This is a genomic window from Pseudochelatococcus lubricantis, assembly GCF_042432495.1.
GTDB classification, from domain to species: domain Bacteria; phylum Pseudomonadota; class Alphaproteobacteria; order Rhizobiales; family Beijerinckiaceae; genus Pseudochelatococcus; species Pseudochelatococcus lubricantis.
Genome location: NZ_JBHLXC010000002.1, coordinates 892,444 through 911,834, shown reverse-complemented (window position 1 = coordinate 911,834; position 19,391 = coordinate 892,444). Strand labels below are relative to the sequence as shown.

20 protein-coding genes are annotated in these 19,391 nt (G+C 67.0%); 13 read left to right on the top strand and 7 right to left on the bottom strand.

The window, feature by feature from the left end:
- Positions 1–300 precede the first annotated feature (300 nt).
- Together ACFFJ7_RS07005 and ACFFJ7_RS07000 are read left to right on the top strand one after the other, a co-directional pair.
- A complete protein-coding gene (locus ACFFJ7_RS07005) occupies positions 301–711 on the top strand; it encodes an NADH:ubiquinone oxidoreductase subunit NDUFA12 (RefSeq protein WP_166948307.1) in 411 nt (136 codons plus the stop codon).
- A 14-nt stretch (positions 712–725) separates the two neighbouring features.
- The gene (locus tag ACFFJ7_RS07000) at positions 726–1,358 is read left to right on the top strand and encodes a DUF2155 domain-containing protein (RefSeq protein ID WP_377591428.1); all 633 of its coding nucleotides are present in this window, start codon (positions 726–728) and stop codon (positions 1,356–1,358) included.
- A gap of 61 nt (positions 1,359–1,419) precedes the next feature.
- Here the strand turns inward: ACFFJ7_RS07000 and aat are convergent, their stop codons facing one another.
- Both aat and ACFFJ7_RS06990 read right to left on the bottom strand, forming a co-directional pair.
- Positions 1,420–2,112 carry a leucyl/phenylalanyl-tRNA--protein transferase gene (aat, locus tag ACFFJ7_RS06995; protein ID WP_377591426.1) on the bottom strand — a complete coding sequence of 231 codons (693 nt, stop codon included), beginning with the start codon at positions 2,110–2,112 and terminating at the stop codon, positions 1,420–1,422.
- Between the two features lie 171 nt (positions 2,113–2,283).
- Positions 2,284–3,288: a DMT family transporter gene (locus tag ACFFJ7_RS06990; protein ID WP_377591424.1), complete on the bottom strand. Its 1,005-nt coding sequence runs from the start codon at positions 3,286–3,288 to the stop codon at positions 2,284–2,286.
- 367 nt (positions 3,289–3,655) lie between these two features.
- On the opposite strand from ACFFJ7_RS06990, the gene ACFFJ7_RS06985 reads away from it, so the two are divergent.
- The 7 genes from ACFFJ7_RS06985 (at position 3,656) to msrB (ending at position 10,022) form a co-directional block, all read left to right on the top strand.
- Positions 3,656–4,600: a UDP-2,3-diacylglucosamine diphosphatase gene (locus ACFFJ7_RS06985; protein WP_377592103.1), complete on the top strand. Its 945-nt coding sequence runs from the start codon at positions 3,656–3,658 to the stop codon at positions 4,598–4,600.
- Positions 4,600–5,625, top strand: coding sequence for a glycosyltransferase (locus ACFFJ7_RS06980; RefSeq protein ID WP_166948299.1), 1,026 nt, complete (start codon positions 4,600–4,602; stop codon positions 5,623–5,625). The genes ACFFJ7_RS06985 and ACFFJ7_RS06980 overlap by 1 nt, the downstream gene beginning before the upstream one ends.
- Before the next feature lie 118 nt (positions 5,626–5,743).
- Positions 5,744–6,889, top strand: coding sequence for an MlaE family ABC transporter permease (locus ACFFJ7_RS06975; RefSeq protein WP_166948297.1), 1,146 nt, complete (start codon positions 5,744–5,746; stop codon positions 6,887–6,889).
- Positions 6,890–7,025: 136 nt separating this feature from the next.
- Entirely contained in the window at positions 7,026–7,751 is a 726-nt protein-coding gene (locus ACFFJ7_RS06970) for an ABC transporter ATP-binding protein (protein ID WP_377592102.1), read from the top strand.
- A gap of 48 nt (positions 7,752–7,799) precedes the next feature.
- Positions 7,800–8,915 carry an MlaD family protein gene (locus ACFFJ7_RS06965; RefSeq protein WP_166948293.1) on the top strand — a complete coding sequence of 372 codons (1,116 nt, stop codon included), beginning with the start codon at positions 7,800–7,802 and terminating at the stop codon, positions 8,913–8,915.
- Positions 8,916–8,977: 62 nt separating this feature from the next.
- Positions 8,978–9,544: an ABC-type transport auxiliary lipoprotein family protein gene (locus tag ACFFJ7_RS06960; RefSeq protein ID WP_377591420.1), complete on the top strand. Its 567-nt coding sequence runs from the start codon at positions 8,978–8,980 to the stop codon at positions 9,542–9,544.
- A 76-nt stretch (positions 9,545–9,620) separates the two neighbouring features.
- Positions 9,621–10,022, top strand: coding sequence for a peptide-methionine (R)-S-oxide reductase MsrB (gene msrB / locus ACFFJ7_RS06955; protein WP_166948289.1), 402 nt, complete (start codon positions 9,621–9,623; stop codon positions 10,020–10,022).
- Here the strand turns inward: msrB and ACFFJ7_RS06950 are convergent.
- Together ACFFJ7_RS06950 and ACFFJ7_RS06945 are read right to left on the bottom strand one after the other, a co-directional pair.
- Positions 9,988–10,476, bottom strand: coding sequence for a DUF1284 domain-containing protein (locus ACFFJ7_RS06950; RefSeq protein ID WP_377591417.1), 489 nt, complete (start codon positions 10,474–10,476; stop codon positions 9,988–9,990). The genes msrB and ACFFJ7_RS06950 overlap by 35 nt on opposite strands.
- On the bottom strand, positions 10,473–11,069 hold the full coding sequence (locus ACFFJ7_RS06945; RefSeq protein WP_166948284.1) for a biotin transporter BioY: 597 nt from the start codon (positions 11,067–11,069) through the stop codon (positions 10,473–10,475). Before ACFFJ7_RS06945 ends, ACFFJ7_RS06950 begins: the two co-directional genes overlap by 4 nt.
- A gap of 181 nt (positions 11,070–11,250) precedes the next feature.
- On the opposite strand from ACFFJ7_RS06945, the gene ACFFJ7_RS06940 reads away from it, so the two are divergent.
- Complete coding sequence (locus ACFFJ7_RS06940; protein ID WP_166948282.1) at positions 11,251–11,574, top strand: YnfA family protein; 324 nt, start codon at positions 11,251–11,253, stop codon at positions 11,572–11,574.
- Between the two features lie 12 nt (positions 11,575–11,586).
- On the opposite strand, the gene argE is transcribed toward ACFFJ7_RS06940, so the two are convergent.
- The gene (gene argE / locus ACFFJ7_RS06935) at positions 11,587–12,747 is read right to left on the bottom strand and encodes an acetylornithine deacetylase (protein ID WP_377591414.1); all 1,161 of its coding nucleotides are present in this window, start codon (positions 12,745–12,747) and stop codon (positions 11,587–11,589) included.
- A gap of 266 nt (positions 12,748–13,013) precedes the next feature.
- Here argE and ACFFJ7_RS06930 point away from each other — a divergent pair, with 266 nt between their 5' ends.
- Together ACFFJ7_RS06930 and cysP are read left to right on the top strand one after the other, a co-directional pair.
- Positions 13,014–14,123: a 2'-deoxycytidine 5'-triphosphate deaminase gene (locus ACFFJ7_RS06930; RefSeq protein ID WP_166948278.1), complete on the top strand. Its 1,110-nt coding sequence runs from the start codon at positions 13,014–13,016 to the stop codon at positions 14,121–14,123.
- Between the two features lie 139 nt (positions 14,124–14,262).
- Positions 14,263–15,276, top strand: a complete 1,014-nt coding sequence (gene cysP, locus ACFFJ7_RS06925) for a thiosulfate ABC transporter substrate-binding protein CysP (protein WP_377591412.1) — start codon at positions 14,263–14,265, stop codon at positions 15,274–15,276.
- 121 nt (positions 15,277–15,397) lie between these two features.
- Here the strand turns inward: cysP and ACFFJ7_RS06920 are convergent, their stop codons facing one another.
- A complete protein-coding gene (locus ACFFJ7_RS06920) occupies positions 15,398–16,858 on the bottom strand; it encodes a hypothetical protein (RefSeq protein ID WP_377591410.1) in 1,461 nt (486 codons plus the stop codon).
- A gap of 142 nt (positions 16,859–17,000) precedes the next feature.
- Positions 17,001–18,419 (bottom strand): DEAD/DEAH box helicase, encoded by a 1,419-nt coding sequence (locus ACFFJ7_RS06915; RefSeq protein WP_166948929.1) that lies wholly within the window; start codon positions 18,417–18,419, stop codon positions 17,001–17,003.
- Between the two features lie 379 nt (positions 18,420–18,798).
- On the opposite strand from ACFFJ7_RS06915, the gene ACFFJ7_RS06910 reads away from it, so the two are divergent.
- The gene (locus tag ACFFJ7_RS06910; RefSeq protein WP_166948272.1) at positions 18,799–19,389 is read left to right on the top strand and encodes an HdeD family acid-resistance protein; all 591 of its coding nucleotides are present in this window, start codon (positions 18,799–18,801) and stop codon (positions 19,387–19,389) included.
- Positions 19,390–19,391: the final 2 nt, after the last annotated feature.

Here is a 19,391-nt window from a genome sequence, read left to right as displayed (position 1 = left end):
GATTCGCTTTTCAAATGCTCAAGCACCGCGCTGGCTCAGGAGCTGTTCGGCTTTCTGATTCAATCGAAATGCGGAAAACTCCAGAATCGTTCGGGAATGGAGGCGGTCCGGCGCTTGCGCGGACAGCTGAACCGCCCGGGCGCCCCCTCCCCCCGCGGGGTCCGGTTCCGCCGAAATTCCGGCGGCGATCTGGACATCGCGCGGGGGAAGCGTCATAAGGATGCGGACGGATTTCATCTGCTTCTGGCGTCGCCCGCCGGCGCCTGATCGGCTGCAGTATGCGGTAACCGGGACCAGTTCATGAAAGATTTCCTGCTGCGCGTCTTCACCTGGTGGAACGGCCCCACCTTCGGTACCCTGCGCACGACGCGCCTTTACGGCGAGCTGGTCGGTGAGGACCAGTTCGGCAACCGTTATTACCGCACGCGCAACGGCAAGAAGGACCCGGCGTTGGGCATCGAGCGCCGCTGGGTGATCTACAACGGCTACGCCGAGGCGTCGAACGTTCCGCCCGGCTGGAACGGCTGGCTTCACCACACGGTGGACGTGCCGCCCAGCAAGGAAGAATACGTGCCGAAAGAATGGGAACTCCCCCATCAGCCCAATCTGACCGGCACGCCCGATGCCTGGCGCCCGAGGGGCTCGACGCTGTCGACCGGACACCGCCCGCCCGCAACAGGCGACTACGAGGCGTGGGTTCCCGGGAATTGAGCGGGAAGCCGTTGATGCCCATCGTCAGGAAGTGGTCAGGGTTCCGGCGCGGCGCGCGGGGTGTCGTGCCGGCATTCGTGGCAGCGCTGGCGTCGTTCGCGCCGCCAGCCGCGTACGCCGACGCGATTCCCAATCCGGTCGCCGTCTTTAATGGCCTCGACAAGATCACCGGCCGTATCGTGGCTTTCGAGGTCGGCATCAACGAAACGGTTCAATTCGGTTCGTTGCAGCTGACGCCGCGCATCTGCAACACGCGCCCGCCGACGGAAGCGCCCAACACGAACGCTTTTCTGGAAGTCGACGAAGTGGGCGCGGGCGGCAAGGTCGAGCGCCTGTTCACGGGCTGGGTCTTCGCATCGAGCCCCGGCCTGCACGGCATTGAACACCCGGTCTACGACATCTGGCTGACGGACTGCCGCGGTGGTACCAACGGCAACGGGACGGCCGCAGGCGCGCCGGAAGCAACGCCGCCGGAAGCCGATGGCGCCGGGATCGACCCCAACGCACCGCCGCCGCCGCCTCCCCGTCGCCTGCTGGGCGGCGATGCGGATGCACCGGTGGACGCTCCGCCCCCTCCGGAAGAGGAAGCTCCTCCCGGCGAAGAAATGATTCCCGCAGATCCGCTGTTCGCGCCCATCAGGCAGTAGGGCCGTGCGGGCTGCGGGGCCGTGTGGGCATCCGCACCGCGCCCGCCCGCCTCTGGCCGCATCACTGCCCCTGACCGGAGGCGGCCCTATTGCCGGCGCACGGCTCCAGCGCTGCCAGCACCTCGGCGCCGCTGACGACAGCGCCGCGCGGCCACACCCACCAGTCCGCGTGCAGCGGCAGCGCCTTCGCCAGGCGCTGCATGTAGTTGCGCCGTCCGATGGCGACGGCGCCGAAGCGAGCGAGATGCGGCGTCACGAACTGCGTATCGAGCAGCCGGAAGCGGCCCAGCCGCAGGCGCGCCACGAGATGCGCAAGCGCCACCTTCGAGGCGTCGCGGTCGCGGTGGAACATGCTCTCGCCGAAGAATGCGCCGCCGAGTTCCAGACCATAGAGGCCGCCAACCAGCTGTCCGTCGCGCCAAGCCTCTACGGTGTGGACCTGATCGCGATCGAACAGTTCGCCGTAAAGAACGCGAATGCGGTGGTTGATCCACGTCTCCTCGCGGCCGAGGGCGGGCGTGGCACAGCCGTCGATCACCGCCTCGAAATCCGTGTCGACGCGGATTTCAAACCGGTCGCCGGCGATGGTGCGCGCCAGGCGCGACGGCACATGAAACGTATCGAGCGGAATGATGCCGCGCTCGCGCGGTTCGACCCAGAACAGGCCGGGGTCGTCGGCGCTTTCCGCCATGGGAAACAGGCCCGCCGCATAGGCGCGCAGCAATATCTCCGGCGTGATCAGGTCGTCAGACAAACGAATCGCATCCCCCTTGCACGCCGGTCCGCTCCGTCTCTTTGATGTATGCACCGGATCCGTCCGGGAAAGGGGTTCCGTTTCCCGATTCGATGCGGAGGAGACCGTGGGCAGACATATTTCCCGCTCGGGAGCGTCCGATCAACCGGTTTCGGCAACCGCGCTATCCGGTCACACGGCGCGCGGAGGCGTGGTGGGATTGACCGCTACGGCGATAGGCGCCACCTGATGTTCGTCCGCAGAGGGCGTATGTGTCAGCGCGGTGTAGGTCAGCGTCGAATGGGCGAGTGCGTGGCGCTGGGTCTCCACACGCTCGCGCCACACGATGAACAGCCCCGAGGCGATGACGATGGCCGCGCCGACGAACACCGCGGGAAGCGGCCAGTCGGAGAAGATCAGCCAGCCGAAGAGGCAGGCCCACAGCATCGTCGTATAGTCGAACGGCGCCAGCAGCGACGCATCGCCATAGCGGAAGCTCATGGTGAGCAGAATCTGCCCGACGCCGCCGACGATGCCGATCGCGATCAATACGGCCATCTCTTCGGCCGTGGGCACGACCCAGCCGCCGAGAATGGTGACGAAGCCCAGCGCCGATGTCATCACCGACATGTAGAAGATGATGGCGCCCGTCGTCTCGGTGTCCACCAGGCGGCGGACCTGGATCAGCGCGCCGGCCGTCAGGATGGCGCCGGCGAGCGCGATCATCACGCCGACGGAAGCCGCGCCGCCCGCCAGCAGGGTGCCGCCGCCGAGATGCGGCGCCAGCATCACGATCACGCCGGCGAAGCCGATGCCCGTGCCTATCCACCGGTAGGCCTGCACATTTTCCCGCAGCACCACGGCCGCGAGCACGACCACGATCAGCGGCGCCGTATAGCCAAGCGCGACAACGTCCGTCAGCGGCAGGTAGGACAGCGCGAGGAAGTTGAGGAACATGCTCGAACTCGACATGATCCCGCGCCGGAAGTGCCCCATGACATTGCGCGTGCGCAGCGCCGCCATCACCTGCCCCTGCCAGGCGAGCCAGACGAGGAGCGGCAGCAGCATGAAGAACGAGCGGAAGAACACGATCTCGCCCACGGGAATGCGGTCGCTGACATACTTGATGCTGGCGCTCATGACGGTGAAGACGAGCGCCGAAAGCACCTTCAGGACGATGGCAAGGGGGGGATTCACGGCGTGACACCACGGAAAAGCCGTCGCTGGGGTATTCCAGCTCCGGCGTTGCGTGTGGTTATATGTCGCAACACCCTTCAATTGAAGGGCCGGCCGGGCAAGGCAGTCATGCGCCCGCCGTCGGTCTCTCTCGATTCGTGCCTAACGAATCGTGTATGCGCCCGCCACCGGCCCGGGCCCCCGCTGGCACCGCAGCCTTGCGCGCGGCGCGGAAGCCTTTGTCACGAGCGGGTTACGCACCTCATGCGCCGAAAAAATCCGCTCGTCATCAAACTGCAATGGTAATAAGGTTCCGATAGCGAACCTTAACGACAAGTGATGGATAGATCCGGTGTCGACAGAGCCAGAAGTCATCCGCGTCAGAAGCCTGTTTCTGTCTGATGTTCATCTCGGTACAAAAGGGTGTCAGGCGGACCTTCTGATCGACTTCCTGCGCCACTACGATGCCGATACGGTCTATCTCGTCGGCGACATCGTGGACGGCTGGCGGCTGAAGTCCGGCTGGTACTGGCCGCAGAATCACAACGACGTGGTGCAGAAGCTGCTGCGCAAGGTGCGCAAGGGCACGCACATCGTCTATGTGCCCGGTAACCACGATGAATTCCTGCGCGACTACGTCGGCAGCTCCTTTGGCGGCATCGAACTCGTCGATCACGCCATTCACGAGGGGGCGGACGGCAAGCGCTATCTCGTCATCCACGGCGACCAGTTCGACATGGTGGTGCGCCACGCGCGCTGGCTCGCCTTCCTGGGGGACTGGGCCTACGGCGCGGCGCTCGCCACCAACACCTACGTCAACATCGTCCGCCGCCGCCTGGGGCTGACCTACTGGTCGCTGTCCGCCTGGGCGAAGCTGAAGGTGAAGAACGCCGTCAATTTCATCGGCCGCTTCGAGGAGCTTCTGTCGTCGGAGGCGCAGCGCTATGAAGTGCACGGCGTGATCTGCGGCCACATCCACCATGCCGCGATGCACGACAAGTTCGGCGTGCGCTACATCAACACCGGCGACTGGGTCGAGTCCTGCTCGGCCGTGGTCGAGCACTACGACGGCAATTTCGAAATCCTGCGCTGGACTGACCGGCAGGTGCAGGTGTCGGCCGAGCGCCGCGCCACGCGCAAGCGCACCCGCGGCCAGGCGGCGCTGCCCGCTCCGTCGCCGCTGCCGCCCGTCATGCACGACGACGATGGTGACCACGCCGCCGCGCTGCCGGTGGCCGATACGCTGAAGGCGGCGCTCGGCCTGACGTCGTCCGAAAGGCCGGCGGCCGAAGGCTCCCGTTCCAAAGGCCCTGACAACAAGCGTGCAGCCTGATGCGTGTGCTGATCGCAACGGACGCATGGCGTCCACAGGTCAACGGCGTGGTACGTTCCCTGGAGCATCTGGCGCAGGAAGCGCCGGCGCTCGGTGCCTCCATCGCGTTTCTCACGCCCGATGCCTTCCGCACGGTGCCGATGCCCACCTACCGGGAGATCCGGCTGGCCTTTGCCATGCCCTGGGCGGTGCGCCGCGTCGTGGACGAGGTGAAGCCCGACTTCATCCACATCGCCACGGAAGGGCCGATCGGACTGAGCATGCGCTACGTCTGCCTGTCCGACGGGCACACGTTCACCACGAGCTATCACACGCGCTTCCCAGAATATCTCTCCGCCCGCATGCCCGTGCCGGAGCGCTGGTGCTATGCCGCCGTGCGCCGCTTCCACAACGCGGGCGCGGCGACGATGGTGAGTTCGCCCACGCTGGAGCGCGATCTCGCCGAGCGCGGCTTCCGCAATCTGGTGCGCTGGTCGCGCGGCGTGAACGCGGACCTGTTCTGCCCGCGGGAGGAACGGCCGCTTTCCTTCCCTGGCCCGGTGTTCCTCTATGTCGGGCGCGTGTCGGTGGAGAAGAACGTCGAGGCGTTCCTGGCGCTCGATCTGCCGGGCACCAAGGTCGTGGTGGGTGACGGGCCCGCCCGCGCGGCGCTTGAGGCGCGCTATCCCGAAGCCCGGTTCCTGGGCGTGAAAACCGGGCAGGAACTGGCGGATGTCTACGCCTCGGCGGATGTTTTCGTCTTCCCCAGCGTTACCGACACGTTCGGGATCGTGCTGCTGGAGGCGCTCGCCAGCGGCCTGCCCATCGCCGCCTTCCCCGTCATGGGGCCGCTCGACGTGGTCGGCGACAGCGGCACGGGCGTGCTCGACAACGACCTGCGCGCTGCGGCGCTGGCGGCGCTCGACATTCCGTCCGAGATCTGCCGGGCGCATGCGCTGACCTTCAACTGGCAGGCCAGCGCACGGCAATTCCTCGACAATATCCGCCGCGTGCAGACGAGCCCGCAGACGGACCTCGCTGCCTGACCAGCGGCCGGGATATCCCCCGCCCTCGACAGCGCCATATGTTGCCTGCTATTGAAGGCGGCAATGGCGCGCTCGCGCCCCCTGACGATATCCAGCGCGACGGTTTGAAAAACGCTTCATGACGACGGACCCGAACGTTGCGATAGACGAGTCGAGCGGTGCGACCAGGCTGGTCGTGACAGGCGACTGGGTGTCGACGCAGGCGACGGCCGTCGAGGAACAGGCGGCGCTCCTCGCCAGGCAATTGGCCGGCGACGGAAGCCGCACGCAGGATGTCGCCATCGACCTCGGCGAAATCGGACGCCTCGACACCGTCGGCGCATGGGTGCTCGACAGGGCGCGGCAGGAAGGCGCTGCAGACGGCCGCAAGGCGCCGTTCGTCAACACCCGCCCCGACCATCTGCTCCTGCTCGAAAAGGTGCATTACCGGGAGGTCGAACGCCCGCCGGCGGCCGGGCACTGGCGGTTGATCGACTTTCTGGCGAGCGTGGGCGAGAGCGTGGTCGATTTCGGCCGCGAGATGGGGCGTGGCGTCAGCTTTCTCGGCGAGGTAGTGGCCGGGCTCGCGCGCCTTGTCGTGCATCCGGGGCGCTTCCGGTTTCCCGCCTTCGTCAACCAGATGGAGCAGACGGCGTTCCGCAGCGTGCCGATCGTCACGTTGATCTCCTTCCTGGTCGGCTGCATCGTGGCGCAGCAGGGCATCTTCCAGATGCAGCGCTTCGGCGCGGCGATGTTCGTGGTCGATCTGACCGGCATCCTCGTGCTGCGCGAACTCGGCGTGCTGCTGACCTCGATCATGATCGCCGGCCGTTCCGGCAGCGCGTTCACGGCGGAACTCGGTTCGATGAAGATGCGCGAGGAGATCGACGCGCTGCGGGTGATGGGGCTCGATCCCGTCGAGGTGCTGATCGTGCCGCGCGTGCTGGCGCTGCTCGTCGGCCTGCCGATGCTCACCTTCCTCGCCTCGATGGCGGCGCTGCTCGGCGGCGGGCTCGTGGCGTGGATCTACGGCGGCATCACGCCCGACATCTTCCTGGCGCGCCTCAAGGCCGCTATCGACTTTTCGACCTTCATGGTCGGGCTGGTCAAAGCGCCGTTCATGGCGCTGGTGATCGGCATCATCGCCTCGCATGAGGGCATGGCGGTGGGCGGCTCGGCCGAATCGCTCGGCCGGCAGGTGACGGCGTCGGTCGTGAAGGCCATCTTCATGGTCATCGTCATGGACGGGCTGTTCGCCGTGTTCTTCGCCGCGATCAATTTTTGAGGCCATTATGCAACAGCCGGCCGAAAAGGTGACTACCCCCCAGCAGCCGGAAACGCCGGCGCGGACCGGGCATGCGGAGCGCGAGGTTCTCATCGGCGTGCGCGGTCTGGAGGTCGGCTTCGGCCCGAAAACCATTATGAAGGGGCTCGATCTCGACATATACCGGGGCGAGATTCTCGGCTTCGTCGGCGGCTCGGGCACCGGCAAATCGGTGCTGACGCGCACGATCCTGGGGCTCATCCGGAAGCGGGCCGGCACCATCACCGTTTTCGGCAAGGACATCGACAGGATATCGGAGGCCGAGCACCGGTTGCTGGAGCGGCGCTGGGGTGTGCTTTTCCAGCACGGCGCGCTGTTTTCCGCGCTCACGGTGAAGCAGAACGTGCAGATGCCGATGCGCGAGTACCTGCACATGTCCGAGGAGTTGCTGGACGAGATCGCCATGATGAAGATCGAGATGGCGGGCCTGAACCCGGACGCGGCGGACAAATTTCCCTCCGATCTGTCGGGCGGCATGATCAAGCGGGCGGCGTTGGCGCGCGCCCTGGCGCTCGATCCCGAAATCGTGTTTCTCGACGAGCCGACCTCGGGCCTCGATCCTATCGGCGCCGCGGAGTTCGACGACCTGATCGCCACATTGCAGAAAACTTTGGGGCTGACGGTTTTCATGGTAACCCATGACATGGACAGCCTTTATTCCGTCTGTGACCGGATCGCGGCGCTTGGCGAGGGCCGGATTCTCGCGGAAGGCCCGATTGCCACCATGCTGGCGTCGGATCATCCGTGGATCAGGGCCTACTTCCACGGCAAGCGCTCCCGCGCCGCGGCGGGCGAAGCCGTGCGCGCGGGCGAAGAGGAATGAGGGCGATGCGAAGAGGCACACCTCGCGAGAGGGCCGACGGATAGAGAGATGGAAACACGCGCCAATTACGCCCTCATCGGCCTGTTCACGCTCGCCGTTATCTTCGCCGGTTTCTTCTTCGTCTACTGGTTCTCCGGCGCCAACACCGCGAACACGCGCGAGCTTTACCGAATCATTTTCTCCGGCTCGGTGGCGGGACTGTCGCGCGGCTCGCTCGTGCTGTTCAACGGCCTGCGCGTCGGCGAGGTGGTGAGTGTCGAGCTGCTGCCGGAGGACCCGCGCCACGTTGTCGCCATCGCCTCGATCGACCGATCGACGCCGATCAAGCAGGATACGCGCGCGCAGCTCGAATTCCAGGTGGTGACCGGCATCGCGTCCGTGCAGCTTTCGGGCGGCGCGCCGGACGCGCCGCAGCTCGAAGCCGGCCCCGGCCAGCCGCTGCCGACGCTTTACGGCGAGCGTTCCGACTTCCAGGACATGCTCGACACGATCCAGAGGCTCGCGACGCGCGCCACCGCCATGATCGACCAGTTGAGCGGCGTCGTCGAGCAATCGCGCGAGCCGATCACCAACACGGTGCGCAATGTCGAGAAGTTCTCGAAGGCGCTGGGCGACAACTCGGACAAGGTGAGCGCACTGCTCGCCAATTCCGGCGAACTCGCCTCGCAGCTTACCGGGCTGACCTCCAATCTCGACGCACTGGTGAAGTCCATCGAGCCGCAGCGGGTGGACCGCATCGTCGACAATATCGAGAAGTTCACGACCTCGCTCGGGAATTCGAGCGGCGACGTCGAGACCGTCGCGGCCAACGCCGCCGAACTCACGGCGAAGCTCAACAAGGCGGCCGAAGGGATCACCGGCCTGATGGACAGCATCTCGAACTTCGTATCCTCGACGGGGGGCAACGGCGCGTTCGATCAGGTCGCCGAGGCGGCGCGTTCCATCCGCACGCTGGCCGACAACCTCGACAAGCGGACGGCCCAGATCACCTCCGGTATCAACAGTTTCGCGGGCCCGGGCCTGCGCGAGTATCAGGCACTGGCGGTGAAGGGCCAGCAGGCGCTCGCGCAGCTCACGCGCCTGCTGCAGGACGTGCAGCGCAATCCGCAGCAGTTCCTGTTCGGCAACCGCCCGCCCTTGCCGCAGTATCAGGGGCAGCGTTGAGCCGTGTCAGTTGACCACGACACCGAACCCATGACCGAAAGGGGGCGACCTTGGCGACCCGGATGACGAAACTGGCCGCGCTGTCGCTCGGTCTCGCGGTTGCGGCCTGCGCTTCGCCGCCGGTCACCACGTTCGACCTCGCGGCCTCGTCCGCCGCCCGCAGCAGGGGCAGCGGCGCGCGCGCCGGCGAGGCGCTGACCGTGACCGAGCCCGTCGCCTTGCAGTCGCTCGATGGCAACACCATCGTGGTGCGCGGGCGCGGGGGCGAACTCACGATGCTCAGCGATGCGCAGTGGGCGGACCGCCTGCCCCGCCTCGTGCAGGCGCAACTCCTGCGCGCCTTCGAGGACGCAGGGCGGCTCGGCCGCGTCACGCGCCCCAATGACGGTGTCGTCACGGTCCGTCAGCTCAACACGGAGCTGCGCCAGTTCAATATCGACAGTGCCACCGGCGAGGCGGTGGTGGAGATTTCCGCCCGTGTCGTCGACACGCTTTCCGGCAACGTGTTGCGCGCGCGCGTGTTCACCGGCCGGGTGCCGGTGCCCGGCACTGTCAATGGCCCTTCGGCGGCAGCGACGCTCGACGCCGCTCTCGCAAAAGTGCTCGCGGAAGTCGTCGGCTGGGCTTAACGTCCGCGAGAAACGTTCCTACCTGTAAGCGATCCACGGGAGGCCCCCTCCCGCCTGCCGATCGACGGAGGTCATCATGGCGCAACCGATTCAGGGATTTTGCGGCGTTCTGTCGCCGGAGCAATTTGCCGTCCTGCGTGAGCACGGCACGGAACGGCCGTTCACGAGCCCGCTGAACGATGAGAAGCGCACAGGCACGTTTCACTGTGCCGATTGCGGGCAGGCGCTGTTCGAATCAACGACGAAGTATGAAAGCGGCTCAGGCTGGCCGAGCTTCTGGACGCCGATTCCGGGCGCCATCGGCACGAGCGAGGACGATTCCTACGGCATGCGCCGCATCGAGGTGCATTGCAGCCAGTGCCAGGGCCACCTCGGCCATGTGTTTCCGGATGGGCCCCAGCCCACGGGCCTGCGTTACTGCATCAACGGCCTCGCGCTGACCTTCACGCCCGCGCAGGCCGATTCCGCGGAAGCCTGACCCGGCCGGTCATGCGCACCAACGCGCCGTCATAGCCGCGCTCCGCGATGCCGGTGCACAGAGCGGCCCAGTCGCAGCCGGCACAGGCGCGGCGCAGCCCGGCTCTCGCCATGTCGGCAGGAACTGCCCGGGAGAATGCCTCCCGCAGGTTGGTGAGGGTGGCGGGCGTCAGGCACAGTCGCGCGCCGATCCGCAATTGCAGCTCCAGCTGACGGCCAGCGGTGGCCAGCGCCGTCCTGTCACGCCGCGAGGCGCTTTCACCGAAGCAATGCGTATCGTCCTCGGCAAGCAAGGGCGCGCAGATATCGTCCGGCCCGTCGACGAGGAGGATGTCCTCCCCCTCGGACAGACGGGCCGCGATGGCGTTGAAGTTAGCGGTGAACGCGGGCGTATATCCCCTGCCGACATAGGTAAGCATGCACAACAGATGATGCCCGCGCAGCCGGACGGTCACACCCGGCGATTTCCGGCCTGCACGCGGTTGAGGCCCGCGAGCGTCGTGGCCGACAGGCCGGCCTTGAGCACGCCGCCGACGATGAACGGCAGCACGCCAGCCGCGATTGCCTTCTCCGCGCCGATCAGCGTGGCGAGCCATGTCGCGCCGATCGCGAGGCACAGCGCGTTGGCGGCGAGCGCCGCAGCGAAGGCAAGCCAGGGGCGCCGGCCGTTCCAGCCGCGTTCGGCGAGCCAGCCGGTCAGCGCGGCGGCAACCGGGAAGGCGGCGAGATAACCGGCCGTCGGACCGACGAAGGCCGCGAGGCCGACCTTGCCTTCCGCGAGCACGGGAAAGCCCACCGCCGCCTCGAACAGCCAGGCCGCGACCGTCACCGCGCCGAGACGCCAGCCATAGAGCGCGCCGATCAGGGTGACGGCGAAGGTCTGCATCGTCACCGGCACGGGATACATCGGCACCGTGATGTAGGAAGAGGCCGCCAGAAATGCCGTGCCGAGCACGACGGCGGCGATCTGCAGCACGAGGGTGCGTTCCTGCAGCCGCAGCGGGCTGAAAGACGGCTTGCTAAGCTGAGCCGAAACGGTTCCTGACATGGGCGTCCTTTCCGCTGGCGCGTCCCGCGCCGAGCTTTGTCATGTTTCTCGCCGAGGACCCATTTATGGACGGCGAAACGATTTATTGAAATTGTGTTATATCAGGTTCGTGCACCACGCCAGCCCCTGCTTGCGCCGATGCATTTTCCTTTTGCCTCTCCATTCTATCCGGCGATTCCCGATGTTCAAGACAGCGCTGATCTATCCCCTCGCGGCGCTTGCCGAAATCGCCGGTTGCTTCGCCTTCTGGGCGTGGCTGCGTCTCGGCAAGCCGGTCTGGTGGCTCGGGCCGGGCATGCTGTCGCTCGCGGCCTTCGCCTGGCTGCTGACGCAGGTCGACAGCGACGCGGCCGGGCGTGCCTTCGCGGCCTATGGTGGTGTCTACATCGCGGCTTCGCTGGTATGGCTCTGGGGGATCGAAGGTGTGCGCCCGGACAGGTGGGACGTGGCGGGCGCAACGATCTGCCTTGCCGGCGTCGCCGTCATTCTCGCCGGCCCCCGGTAAACGCAGCGCCGCTCAGGCCAGTTCGTCGATGAGCCGGCGCAGGAAGGCCTCGCCCGCCGCCAGTTCGTCGAGGGTGATGTACTCGTCCGCCTTGTGTGCCCTATCGATGGAGCCTGGCCCGCAGACGACGGTCGGGATGCCCGCGTTGTGGAAATGCCCGGCCTCGGTGCCGAACGGCACGGTGCGTGTGCTGTTGCGCCCGGCGAGCTTCAGCGCCAGCGTTTCCGCCCGCGAACCCGGCGAGGAGCCGAGCGCCGGCACGATGCCGTCGAGAACGGTCTCCACCCGGAAGCCGGCGAAGGTGGCGCCGAAACGGGGCAGCACCTCCGCCTCCGCGAAGCGGGAGAGCCGGCTCGGGATCTCGTCGAGGTCGAGGTCCGGCAGCCCTCGCACCTCCCACTGGATCGCCGCGTCGCGGGCGAGGATGTTGCGCGCCGTCCCGCCGCTGATGCGGCCGATGTGGACCGTGCTGCACGGCGGGTCGAAGCGCCCCGAGGCATCGCCACGCGCGGCGTACTCCAGCGACAGGCGATCAATCTCCGCGCCGATCAGCACGGCCCCGTGCACGGCGCTCGCCCCCAGCTCCGGCTTCGAGGAGTGGGCCTCCGCGCCGAAAACCGTGGTGGTGAACATGGAGATGCTCTTGTGCCCGTCCACCACCTCAAGGTCTGTCGGCTCGCCGACGATCACCGCCACCGGGCGCGGCAGATCGGCGCCGAATCGCGCGATGCCGTCGACGGCGCCGAGGCACGAGACCTCCTCGTCGTAGGAGAGGAAGAGATGCACCGGCGTCGCCAGCGGGCGGGCGAGGAATTCCGGCGCCAGAGACAGCGCCAGCGCACAGAACCCTTTCATGTCGACCGCCCCGCGCCCATAGGCCCGGCCCTGCTCGATGCGCAGCGCGAACGGATCGCTCGTCCACCTCTGTCCCTCGACGGGAACGACGTCGGTGTGGCCGGAGAGCACGACGCCGCCACGGTCCGCCGGGCCGAGTGTGGCAAACAGCGCCGCCTTCCTGCCCGTGGCGTCCGGAATGCGCACGGAAGCGACGCCCCAGCCGCGCAGGTAGTCCTCGACGAAGGCGATCAGGTCGAGATTCGATTCGGAGCTGACCGTGTTGAACGCCACCAGGCGGGCCAGCATGTCGACGGGGGTCAGGTGTTGGCCGGTCATGGTCGCTCCGTTGTCGTCGGTGTTCGGGCGCGGCGCGGTTGCCCCGCGAAAAGAAGTGCGGCGGTGCCGGTCAAGATCGTTTATGGATTCTGTCCGCTCTGCATGATAGGCGGCAGTGCGGACAGAATCCATAAGCAGGACCAGCGCTTGTATTTCATGGCAGAATGAACGCAGCGCAACAGTCTTCCGAAAGACAGCACTTTCACGCACCGGATTTTTCGCAAGAACCGGACCCTTCGCAGCGAACCGATCTTCCCGAGGCAATCATGACCGCCCTTCTCCCCGGAATCCAGTCCGCCCAATCCATCAGGGAACTGGCGGCGGCTGGCGTTATCAACAGCCCCCTCCCCTTCGTGGCGGGGCAGGTGCAGCCGGCAAGCCTCGACCTGCGGCTCGGCGCACGGGCGTGGCGCGTGCGGGCAAGCTTCCTGCCGGGGCAGGGCAGCGCCGTCGCCCGCCGCCTCGGCGACCTCGCGCTGCATGAGATCGACCTGACGCGCGGCGCGGTACTGGAGACGGGCTGCGTCTACATCGCCGAAATCGCGGAGACGCTGGCGCTGCCGGAGGGCCTTTCCGCCTCCGCCAACCCCAAAAGCTCGACGGGCCGGCTCGACGTGTTCACCCGCGTCATCACCGACGGCGCGCGCGAGTTCGACGCCGTGGAGGAAGGTTACGCAGGGGCGCTGTTCGCGGAAATCTCGCCGCGCACCTTCCCGGTGCTGGTGCGCACCGGCTCCCGCCTGTCGCAAATCCGGTTCCGCACCGGCGAAAGCCGCCTCAGCGACGCGGAACTCCTGCTGCTGCAGGAGCGGGAGACCATCGTCGCGAGCGCCGGCGCCTCCATCCAGGGTGGCGTGGCCGTCAGCGTCGACCTCGCGGGGTTCACAGCCGGCAGCGGACAGACGCTCATCGGCTACCGCGCCAAGCGCTACACGGGCCTTGTCGATGTCGACCGCGTCAACGCCTATGCGGTGCGCGACTTCTGGGAGCCGCTCGATGCCGACGGGCGTGGCCAGCTCATCCTCGATCCCGGCCAGTTCTATATCCTTGCCTCGAAGGAATCGGTACACGTGCCGCCGGACTACGCCGCCGAGATGGTGCCCTTCGATCCGCTGGTAGGCGAGTTCCGGGTCCATTACGCGGGCTTCTTCGACCCCGGCTTCGGCCATGCGGGCGCTGGCGGCGCCGGCGCCCGCGCCGTGCTGGAAGTGCGCTCGCACGACGTGCCCTTCCTGATCGAGGACGGGCAGATCGTCGGCCGGCTGATCTTCGAGCGCATGGCGCAGCGGCCGGAAACGCTCTACGGCGCCGAAGCCGGCTCCAACTATCAGGCGCAGGGCCTCAAGCTGTCGAAGCACTTCATGGCGCCCGGATGAGATAAATCACATGAAAATTATGTGATAATTTTTATTCACCGCCACAATGGCGATTAAAGTTGACCTTTCCGACAATCTGTCGTGAATTAAGCGGCGACATCAATGGCGCCGCTCGCGGCTTTTCGGAAGGGGCAATCGTATGAGGTGGTTAGGAGGGGCAACCGTTGCAGCGCTGCTGGTGCTGTCGGGGCAGGCGGGAGCGCAGGAGGCGAAGCAGCCGGTCGAGCTGCTCAATGCGTCCTATGACATCGCGCGGGAACTGTTCGCCGAGATCAATCCCGTCTTCATCGAGGAATGGAAGGCGAAGACTGGAGAGACGATCTCCATCAAGCAGTCGCACGCGGGCTCTTCCGCGCAGGCGCGCGCCATTCTGGAGGGCCTGAAGGCGGATGTCGTCACCTTCAACCAGGTCACCGACGTGCAGGTGCTGCACGACCGCGGCGGGCTGGTGAGCGCGGACTGGCAGAAGCGCCTGCCCAACAATGCCTCGCCCTATTACTCCTTCCCCGCGTTCCTCGTGCGCACCGGCAACCCCAAGGGCGTCAAGGACTGGTCGGACCTCGCGCGCGAAGGCGTGCAGCCGATCTTCCCCAACCCCAAGACTTCCGGCAACGCGCGCTACACGTACCTCGCGGCCTATGCCTCGCTGCTCGAAACCCACAAGGGCGACGCCGCGAAGGTAGAAGCCGACATCAAGCGCATCTTCGCCAACGTCCCGGTTTTCGACACGGGCGGACGCGGCGCGACCACGTCCTTCGTCGAGCGTGGGCTGGGTGATGTCCTCATCACCTTCGAGTCGGAGGTTAACGGCGTGCGCCGCGAATACGGCGACAAGGGCTTCGAGGTCGTGGTGCCGCCGACGAGCATCCTTGCCGAGTTTCCGGTGAGCGTGGTCGACAAGGTCGCGGAGGCCAAGGGCACGACACGGGAGGCGACGGCCTATCTCGAATTCCTCTACAGCGAGAAGGGGCAGGAGCTGCTGGCCAAGAACTTCTACCGCGTTCACAACCCGACGGTAGCCGAGCGTTACAAGGATGCCTTCCCGCCGGTTCGCCTGCTCAAGGTGGAGGACGTCTTCGGCGGCTGGAAGAAGGTCGCCGAAGAGCATTTCGCCAGCGGCGCAACCCTCGACAAGCTGTTCGCGCGCAACTGACATCGCTGGCCGCCGGGCCTGACCCGGCGGTCACGCCAAGGGGCGCTCCGCTCCGATCCGATGGAATCATCCGATCGATAGGAAACCGCCCGAAAATAACGAGTAGGTGTGCGAATACCCGTCACGGGCAGCGGAGAGCCTTCCAGCCGAAATAAGCTTTCCAGAAGTCGGCGATGCTGCCTGGCGGCGTGATGGCGATCAGGCCGTCGGGATCGACAGCCGCCCGGATCGCCGCTGCGTCCTGCGGCGGGGCCGAGGTGCAGGCGAGCCGGTCGGCGCGCTCCCACACCTGATGGATGCGCCGCATGTCCCGTGCCTTGCCGGCATTGTAGATGGAGGTCAGCGCCGCCATGACGCCGAGCAGAACGCAGCAGATCGCCAGCGCCTGACGCGCGGTCGCGCGGCCCAGCGGATGCCGGCAGGCAAAGGCCACAGCGCAGGCAACAGCGACCGTCACCGCCAGATAGGAGATGCGGCTGTCGAGGTAGGCGCACGATCCCCTGTCCATGCAGGCGGCCTGATACTTCGTGCTGATGGCGACCGGCAGAGTGACCCACGCCGCGAGCAGCAGCGTGGCGAGGCCGGTGGCAGCGGGCGCGGCGAGGCGCAGCAGCCCGCCTGCGGCAGTGAAAAGCGCGGCGGCCACGGCGACGCCGGTCGCGGCCGCGACCAGGAGTTCCCACGCCTCCGCCGACGACAGGCCGCCACCCAGACGCGGAAAGGCCGTGCCGTCGCGGACATGGCCGAGGATGGTGCCCGCGACCTTGAGCGGATGCGCGATGCCGCCCGCCGAGTTGCCGTCGTAAACGCCCGGATTCCACCAGCGGAACAGAAGATAGGGCCCGACGGCCGCGAGCACGGCGAGACCGTCCGCATGCACGAAGCGGCGTGCCAAGGCGAGCTGGAGCGCCTGCCGCCAGCCCCGCCCCTCCTGCCGGGCCACGCCGGCGCGGGCCGCGTATTCCGCCAGCAGCAGCGCCGTGCCGAACGCCACCGCGAATTCACTGACCAGCATGCCGAGTGCGAAGACGGCCTGCGCGGGCAGTTCCGCTACCGCGCGCAATGCATGCCGCTGCCGCAAGCGGACGATCGCGATGCGCGCACCAAGGATGGCGATGAGGGGAACGGTGTTCTGCAGCGGATAGGCGTTCGGCGGCATGAAGGCGAAGGCCAGCGGATGCAGCGCCACCAGCAGCACGAACAGGAAGACACGTAGGTCCGTTTGCAGGACCGTGCTGACGAAGACCGCGAAAAGCAGCAGCTGCGCGACATAGAGCGCCACGAAAACCGCCCGCCAGACGGGATCGCCCGACAGATAGGCGCCGAGCACGTTGAGCGGCAGCATCAGCAACTGGCCGACGCGCCCCTGCTCGATGGCCGCGTGCATGGCATTGTCCGCCACCGCCTCGCTACCTTCGATGGCGAGTTGCAGAAACCAGATGTCATCGCCAGACAGACGATAGCCGGCGAGATACGGCAGCATGGCCATGAGCGTGACCGCCGCGACCATGGTCGCCAGCGCAAGCATGGGCGGGCCCGGCCGCCGCGACGCACTCATACGGATGGGCGCGGTGCTGTCCATGCAGTTCTTCCGTTGCGGTTGCGGCGCGACGCCGGCGCCACGCAAGCCTTGATTCAGAGCGCCCGATGTTCTGATCGATCAGACGATTTCATCCGGTCGGAAAGCGCTCTGAAGGAGCGCCCGGCGGGCGCTCCTGCGGCATTCAGCGACCGCGCGCGGGCTTCATGAACGACATGTCGCCGATGCGCTCGCCGCCACGGTTGTCGCGCCGGGCGTTGTGGCCGCCGCGGGCGCGCTGCTCGCCCGCGTGCGGGCGATCGTGGCGCTCGCCACCGGCTTCCGTGCGCGGCTTCGCGCGCTGGCCTTCACCGGGCTTGCCGGGGCGTGCCTGCCCCCGGCCGGGTGCGGCGGGGCGCCCGCCATTACCGCCGGGCCTGCCGGCACGGCCAGGCTTCGGCGCGGGACGGGCGCTCTCCTCCGCCTCGGCGGCGCCGGGCAGGCGGCGATCCTCGCTCGGGATGCTCTGGCGCGTCAGCCGTTCGATGTCGCGCAGGTATGCGCGCTCCTCGGCGTCGCAGAACGAGATGGCAGAGCCCTCCGCCCCCGCACGCGCCGTGCGGCCGATGCGATGCACGTAGGATTCCGGCACGTTCGGCAGGTCGAAGTTCACCACATGCGTGACGCCCTCGACATCGATGCCGCGTGCGGCGATATCGGTCGCCACCAGAATTTTGCGCTTGCCGGAGCGGAAGTCGGCGAGCGCGCGCTCACGCTGGCTCTGGCTCTTGTTGCCGTGGATGGCGGAGGCGGGAATGCTCGCTTCCTCCAGATGGCGCACGATGCGGTCCGCCCCGTGCTTGGTGCGGCTGAACACCAGCGTGCGGCCCATGTCGTCGTCCCGCAGGATATCGACCAGCAGGTTGCGCTTGCGCGCCGTCTCGATGAACAGCACCTTCTGCGCGATACGCTCGGCAGTGGTGGCGACGGGCGTCACCGACACCTGGACCGGGTCACGCAGCAGGTCCGCCGCGAGCGCGCCGATCTCCTTCGGCATCGTGGCCGAGAAGAACAGGTTCTGGCGCACCTTCGGCAGCAGCGGCACGAGGCGGCGGATGGCGTGGATGAAGCCCATGTCGAGCATCTGGTCGGCCTCGTCGAGCACGAACACCTCAACATGGCTGAGGTTCACGGCGCGCCCGTCGAGATGGTCGATGAGGCGGCCGGGGGTGGCGACGAGGATGTCGACGCCGCGCGCCAGCTCCTGCGCCTGCGGGCGGGCGGAGACGCCGCCGAACACGACGGCCACGCGCAGCTTCAGATGCCGGCCGTAGGAGCGGATGCTTTCCGCGATCTGGCTCGCGAGTTCGCGCGTCGGGCTCAGCACCAGCGCGCGGCAGCCGTGGCGGGGCGCCGGCTTCCTGTCGCGCGACAGGCGGTCGAGAATCGGCAGCGAGAAGGCTGCCGTCTTGCCGGTACCGGTCTGGGCGATGCCGAGCAGGTCCCTGCCCTGCAGCAGATGGGGGATGGCCTGGGCCTGGATGGGCGTGGGCTTCTCATAGCCCTCTTCAGCCAGCGCCGACAGGAGGGGAGCGGCCAGACCAAGTTCCTGAAAGGAAGTCAATTCGATAATCTTTCGCATGAAGCGACATCTCCGCCCCGGCGGAAACCGACGGGCAGAGCGATCGCGGGGTGGTGGACGCCCCGCGTGATCCGGGCTGTTCCTGAAAATAACCGTGTCCGGCAGGACGATCCGCACGAGGGGACCGCTCACGCGACCTGAACACAAAAGCGCCCGACCGGGCGCATGGCAGCCATATGGGCTTTTCTTCGCCATAAGTCAAGCGCCGATGCACGGACCGCCGCCGCCGGGCGGCGCGGAATGCAGCATAAATATATTGTAAAAATTCGCGAATTGACCTTGCTGCTATGCAATACGGCCGAATGATACTAGAGTGCCGCAAGTAACGTCCACCCGGACAAAGCATAAGGAAAGGGCTGCCATGCCTACATCCGTTCAGCACAATCACGAACCGGCCATCAACGCCATTGCGGAAGAAGTGCGCTCCAAGTGGGTGTGGTTCCTGCTGCTCGGCATCATCCTGCTCGTCCTCGGCGGCATCGCGCTCGGCAACCTGCTGGTGGCCACGCTGGCGACCGTCTACTACATCGGCGCGCTCATCCTCATCGGCGGCGTGCTGCAGATCGCGCATGCCTTCCAGGTCAAGGAATGGGGCAACTTCCTCGTCTGGCTGCTGAGCGGCGCATTCTATGCGCTCGCGGGCTTCTTCGCCTTCTACAACCCGCAGCTCGCGTCGGTGGCGTTCACGCTGGTGCTGGCGGTCTCGCTCATCGCCTCGGGCGTGCTGCGCATCTGGACGGGCTTCGCCGCCCGCCCGCGCGAGGGCTGGGGCTGGCTCGTGGCGGCGGGCGTGGCGGCGCTTGTCGTCGGCATCGTCATCGCCGCGCGCTGGCCCGTGAACTCGCTCTACCTGATCGGGCTCATCCTCGCCATCGAACTCATCTTCGAGGGCTGGTCCTTCATCGCCGTGGCGCTTGCGCTGCGGGCGCGGAAGGGCAAGCCGCTCGTCTGAAC

Coding starts and splice junctions, on each gene's coding strand:
- ACFFJ7_RS06970 (WP_377592102.1), top strand. CDS start 7,026: ATGAAGGGGCTCGATCTCGACATATACCGGGGCGAGATTCTCGGCTTC.
- ACFFJ7_RS06945 (WP_166948284.1), bottom strand. CDS start 11,069: ATGTCAGGAACCGTTTCGGCTCAGCTTAGCAAGCCGTCTTTCAGCCCG.
- ACFFJ7_RS06930 (WP_166948278.1), top strand. CDS start 13,014: ATGACCGCCCTTCTCCCCGGAATCCAGTCCGCCCAATCCATCAGGGAA.
- ACFFJ7_RS06960 (WP_377591420.1), top strand. CDS start 8,978: ATGACGAAACTGGCCGCGCTGTCGCTCGGTCTCGCGGTTGCGGCCTGC.
- ACFFJ7_RS06980 (WP_166948299.1), top strand. CDS start 4,600: ATGCGTGTGCTGATCGCAACGGACGCATGGCGTCCACAGGTCAACGGC.
- ACFFJ7_RS06920 (WP_377591410.1), bottom strand. CDS start 16,858: ATGGACAGCACCGCGCCCATCCGTATGAGTGCGTCGCGGCGGCCGGGC.
- ACFFJ7_RS06965 (WP_166948293.1), top strand. CDS start 7,800: ATGGAAACACGCGCCAATTACGCCCTCATCGGCCTGTTCACGCTCGCC.
- ACFFJ7_RS07000 (WP_377591428.1), top strand. CDS start 726: ATGCCCATCGTCAGGAAGTGGTCAGGGTTCCGGCGCGGCGCGCGGGGT.
- ACFFJ7_RS07005 (WP_166948307.1), top strand. CDS start 301: ATGAAAGATTTCCTGCTGCGCGTCTTCACCTGGTGGAACGGCCCCACC.
- cysP (WP_377591412.1), top strand. CDS start 14,263: ATGAGGTGGTTAGGAGGGGCAACCGTTGCAGCGCTGCTGGTGCTGTCG.
- ACFFJ7_RS06910 (WP_166948272.1), top strand. CDS start 18,799: ATGCCTACATCCGTTCAGCACAATCACGAACCGGCCATCAACGCCATT.
- ACFFJ7_RS06940 (WP_166948282.1), top strand. CDS start 11,251: ATGTTCAAGACAGCGCTGATCTATCCCCTCGCGGCGCTTGCCGAAATC.
- msrB (WP_166948289.1), top strand. CDS start 9,621: ATGGCGCAACCGATTCAGGGATTTTGCGGCGTTCTGTCGCCGGAGCAA.
- argE (WP_377591414.1), bottom strand. CDS start 12,747: ATGACCGGCCAACACCTGACCCCCGTCGACATGCTGGCCCGCCTGGTG.
- ACFFJ7_RS06975 (WP_166948297.1), top strand. CDS start 5,744: ATGACGACGGACCCGAACGTTGCGATAGACGAGTCGAGCGGTGCGACC.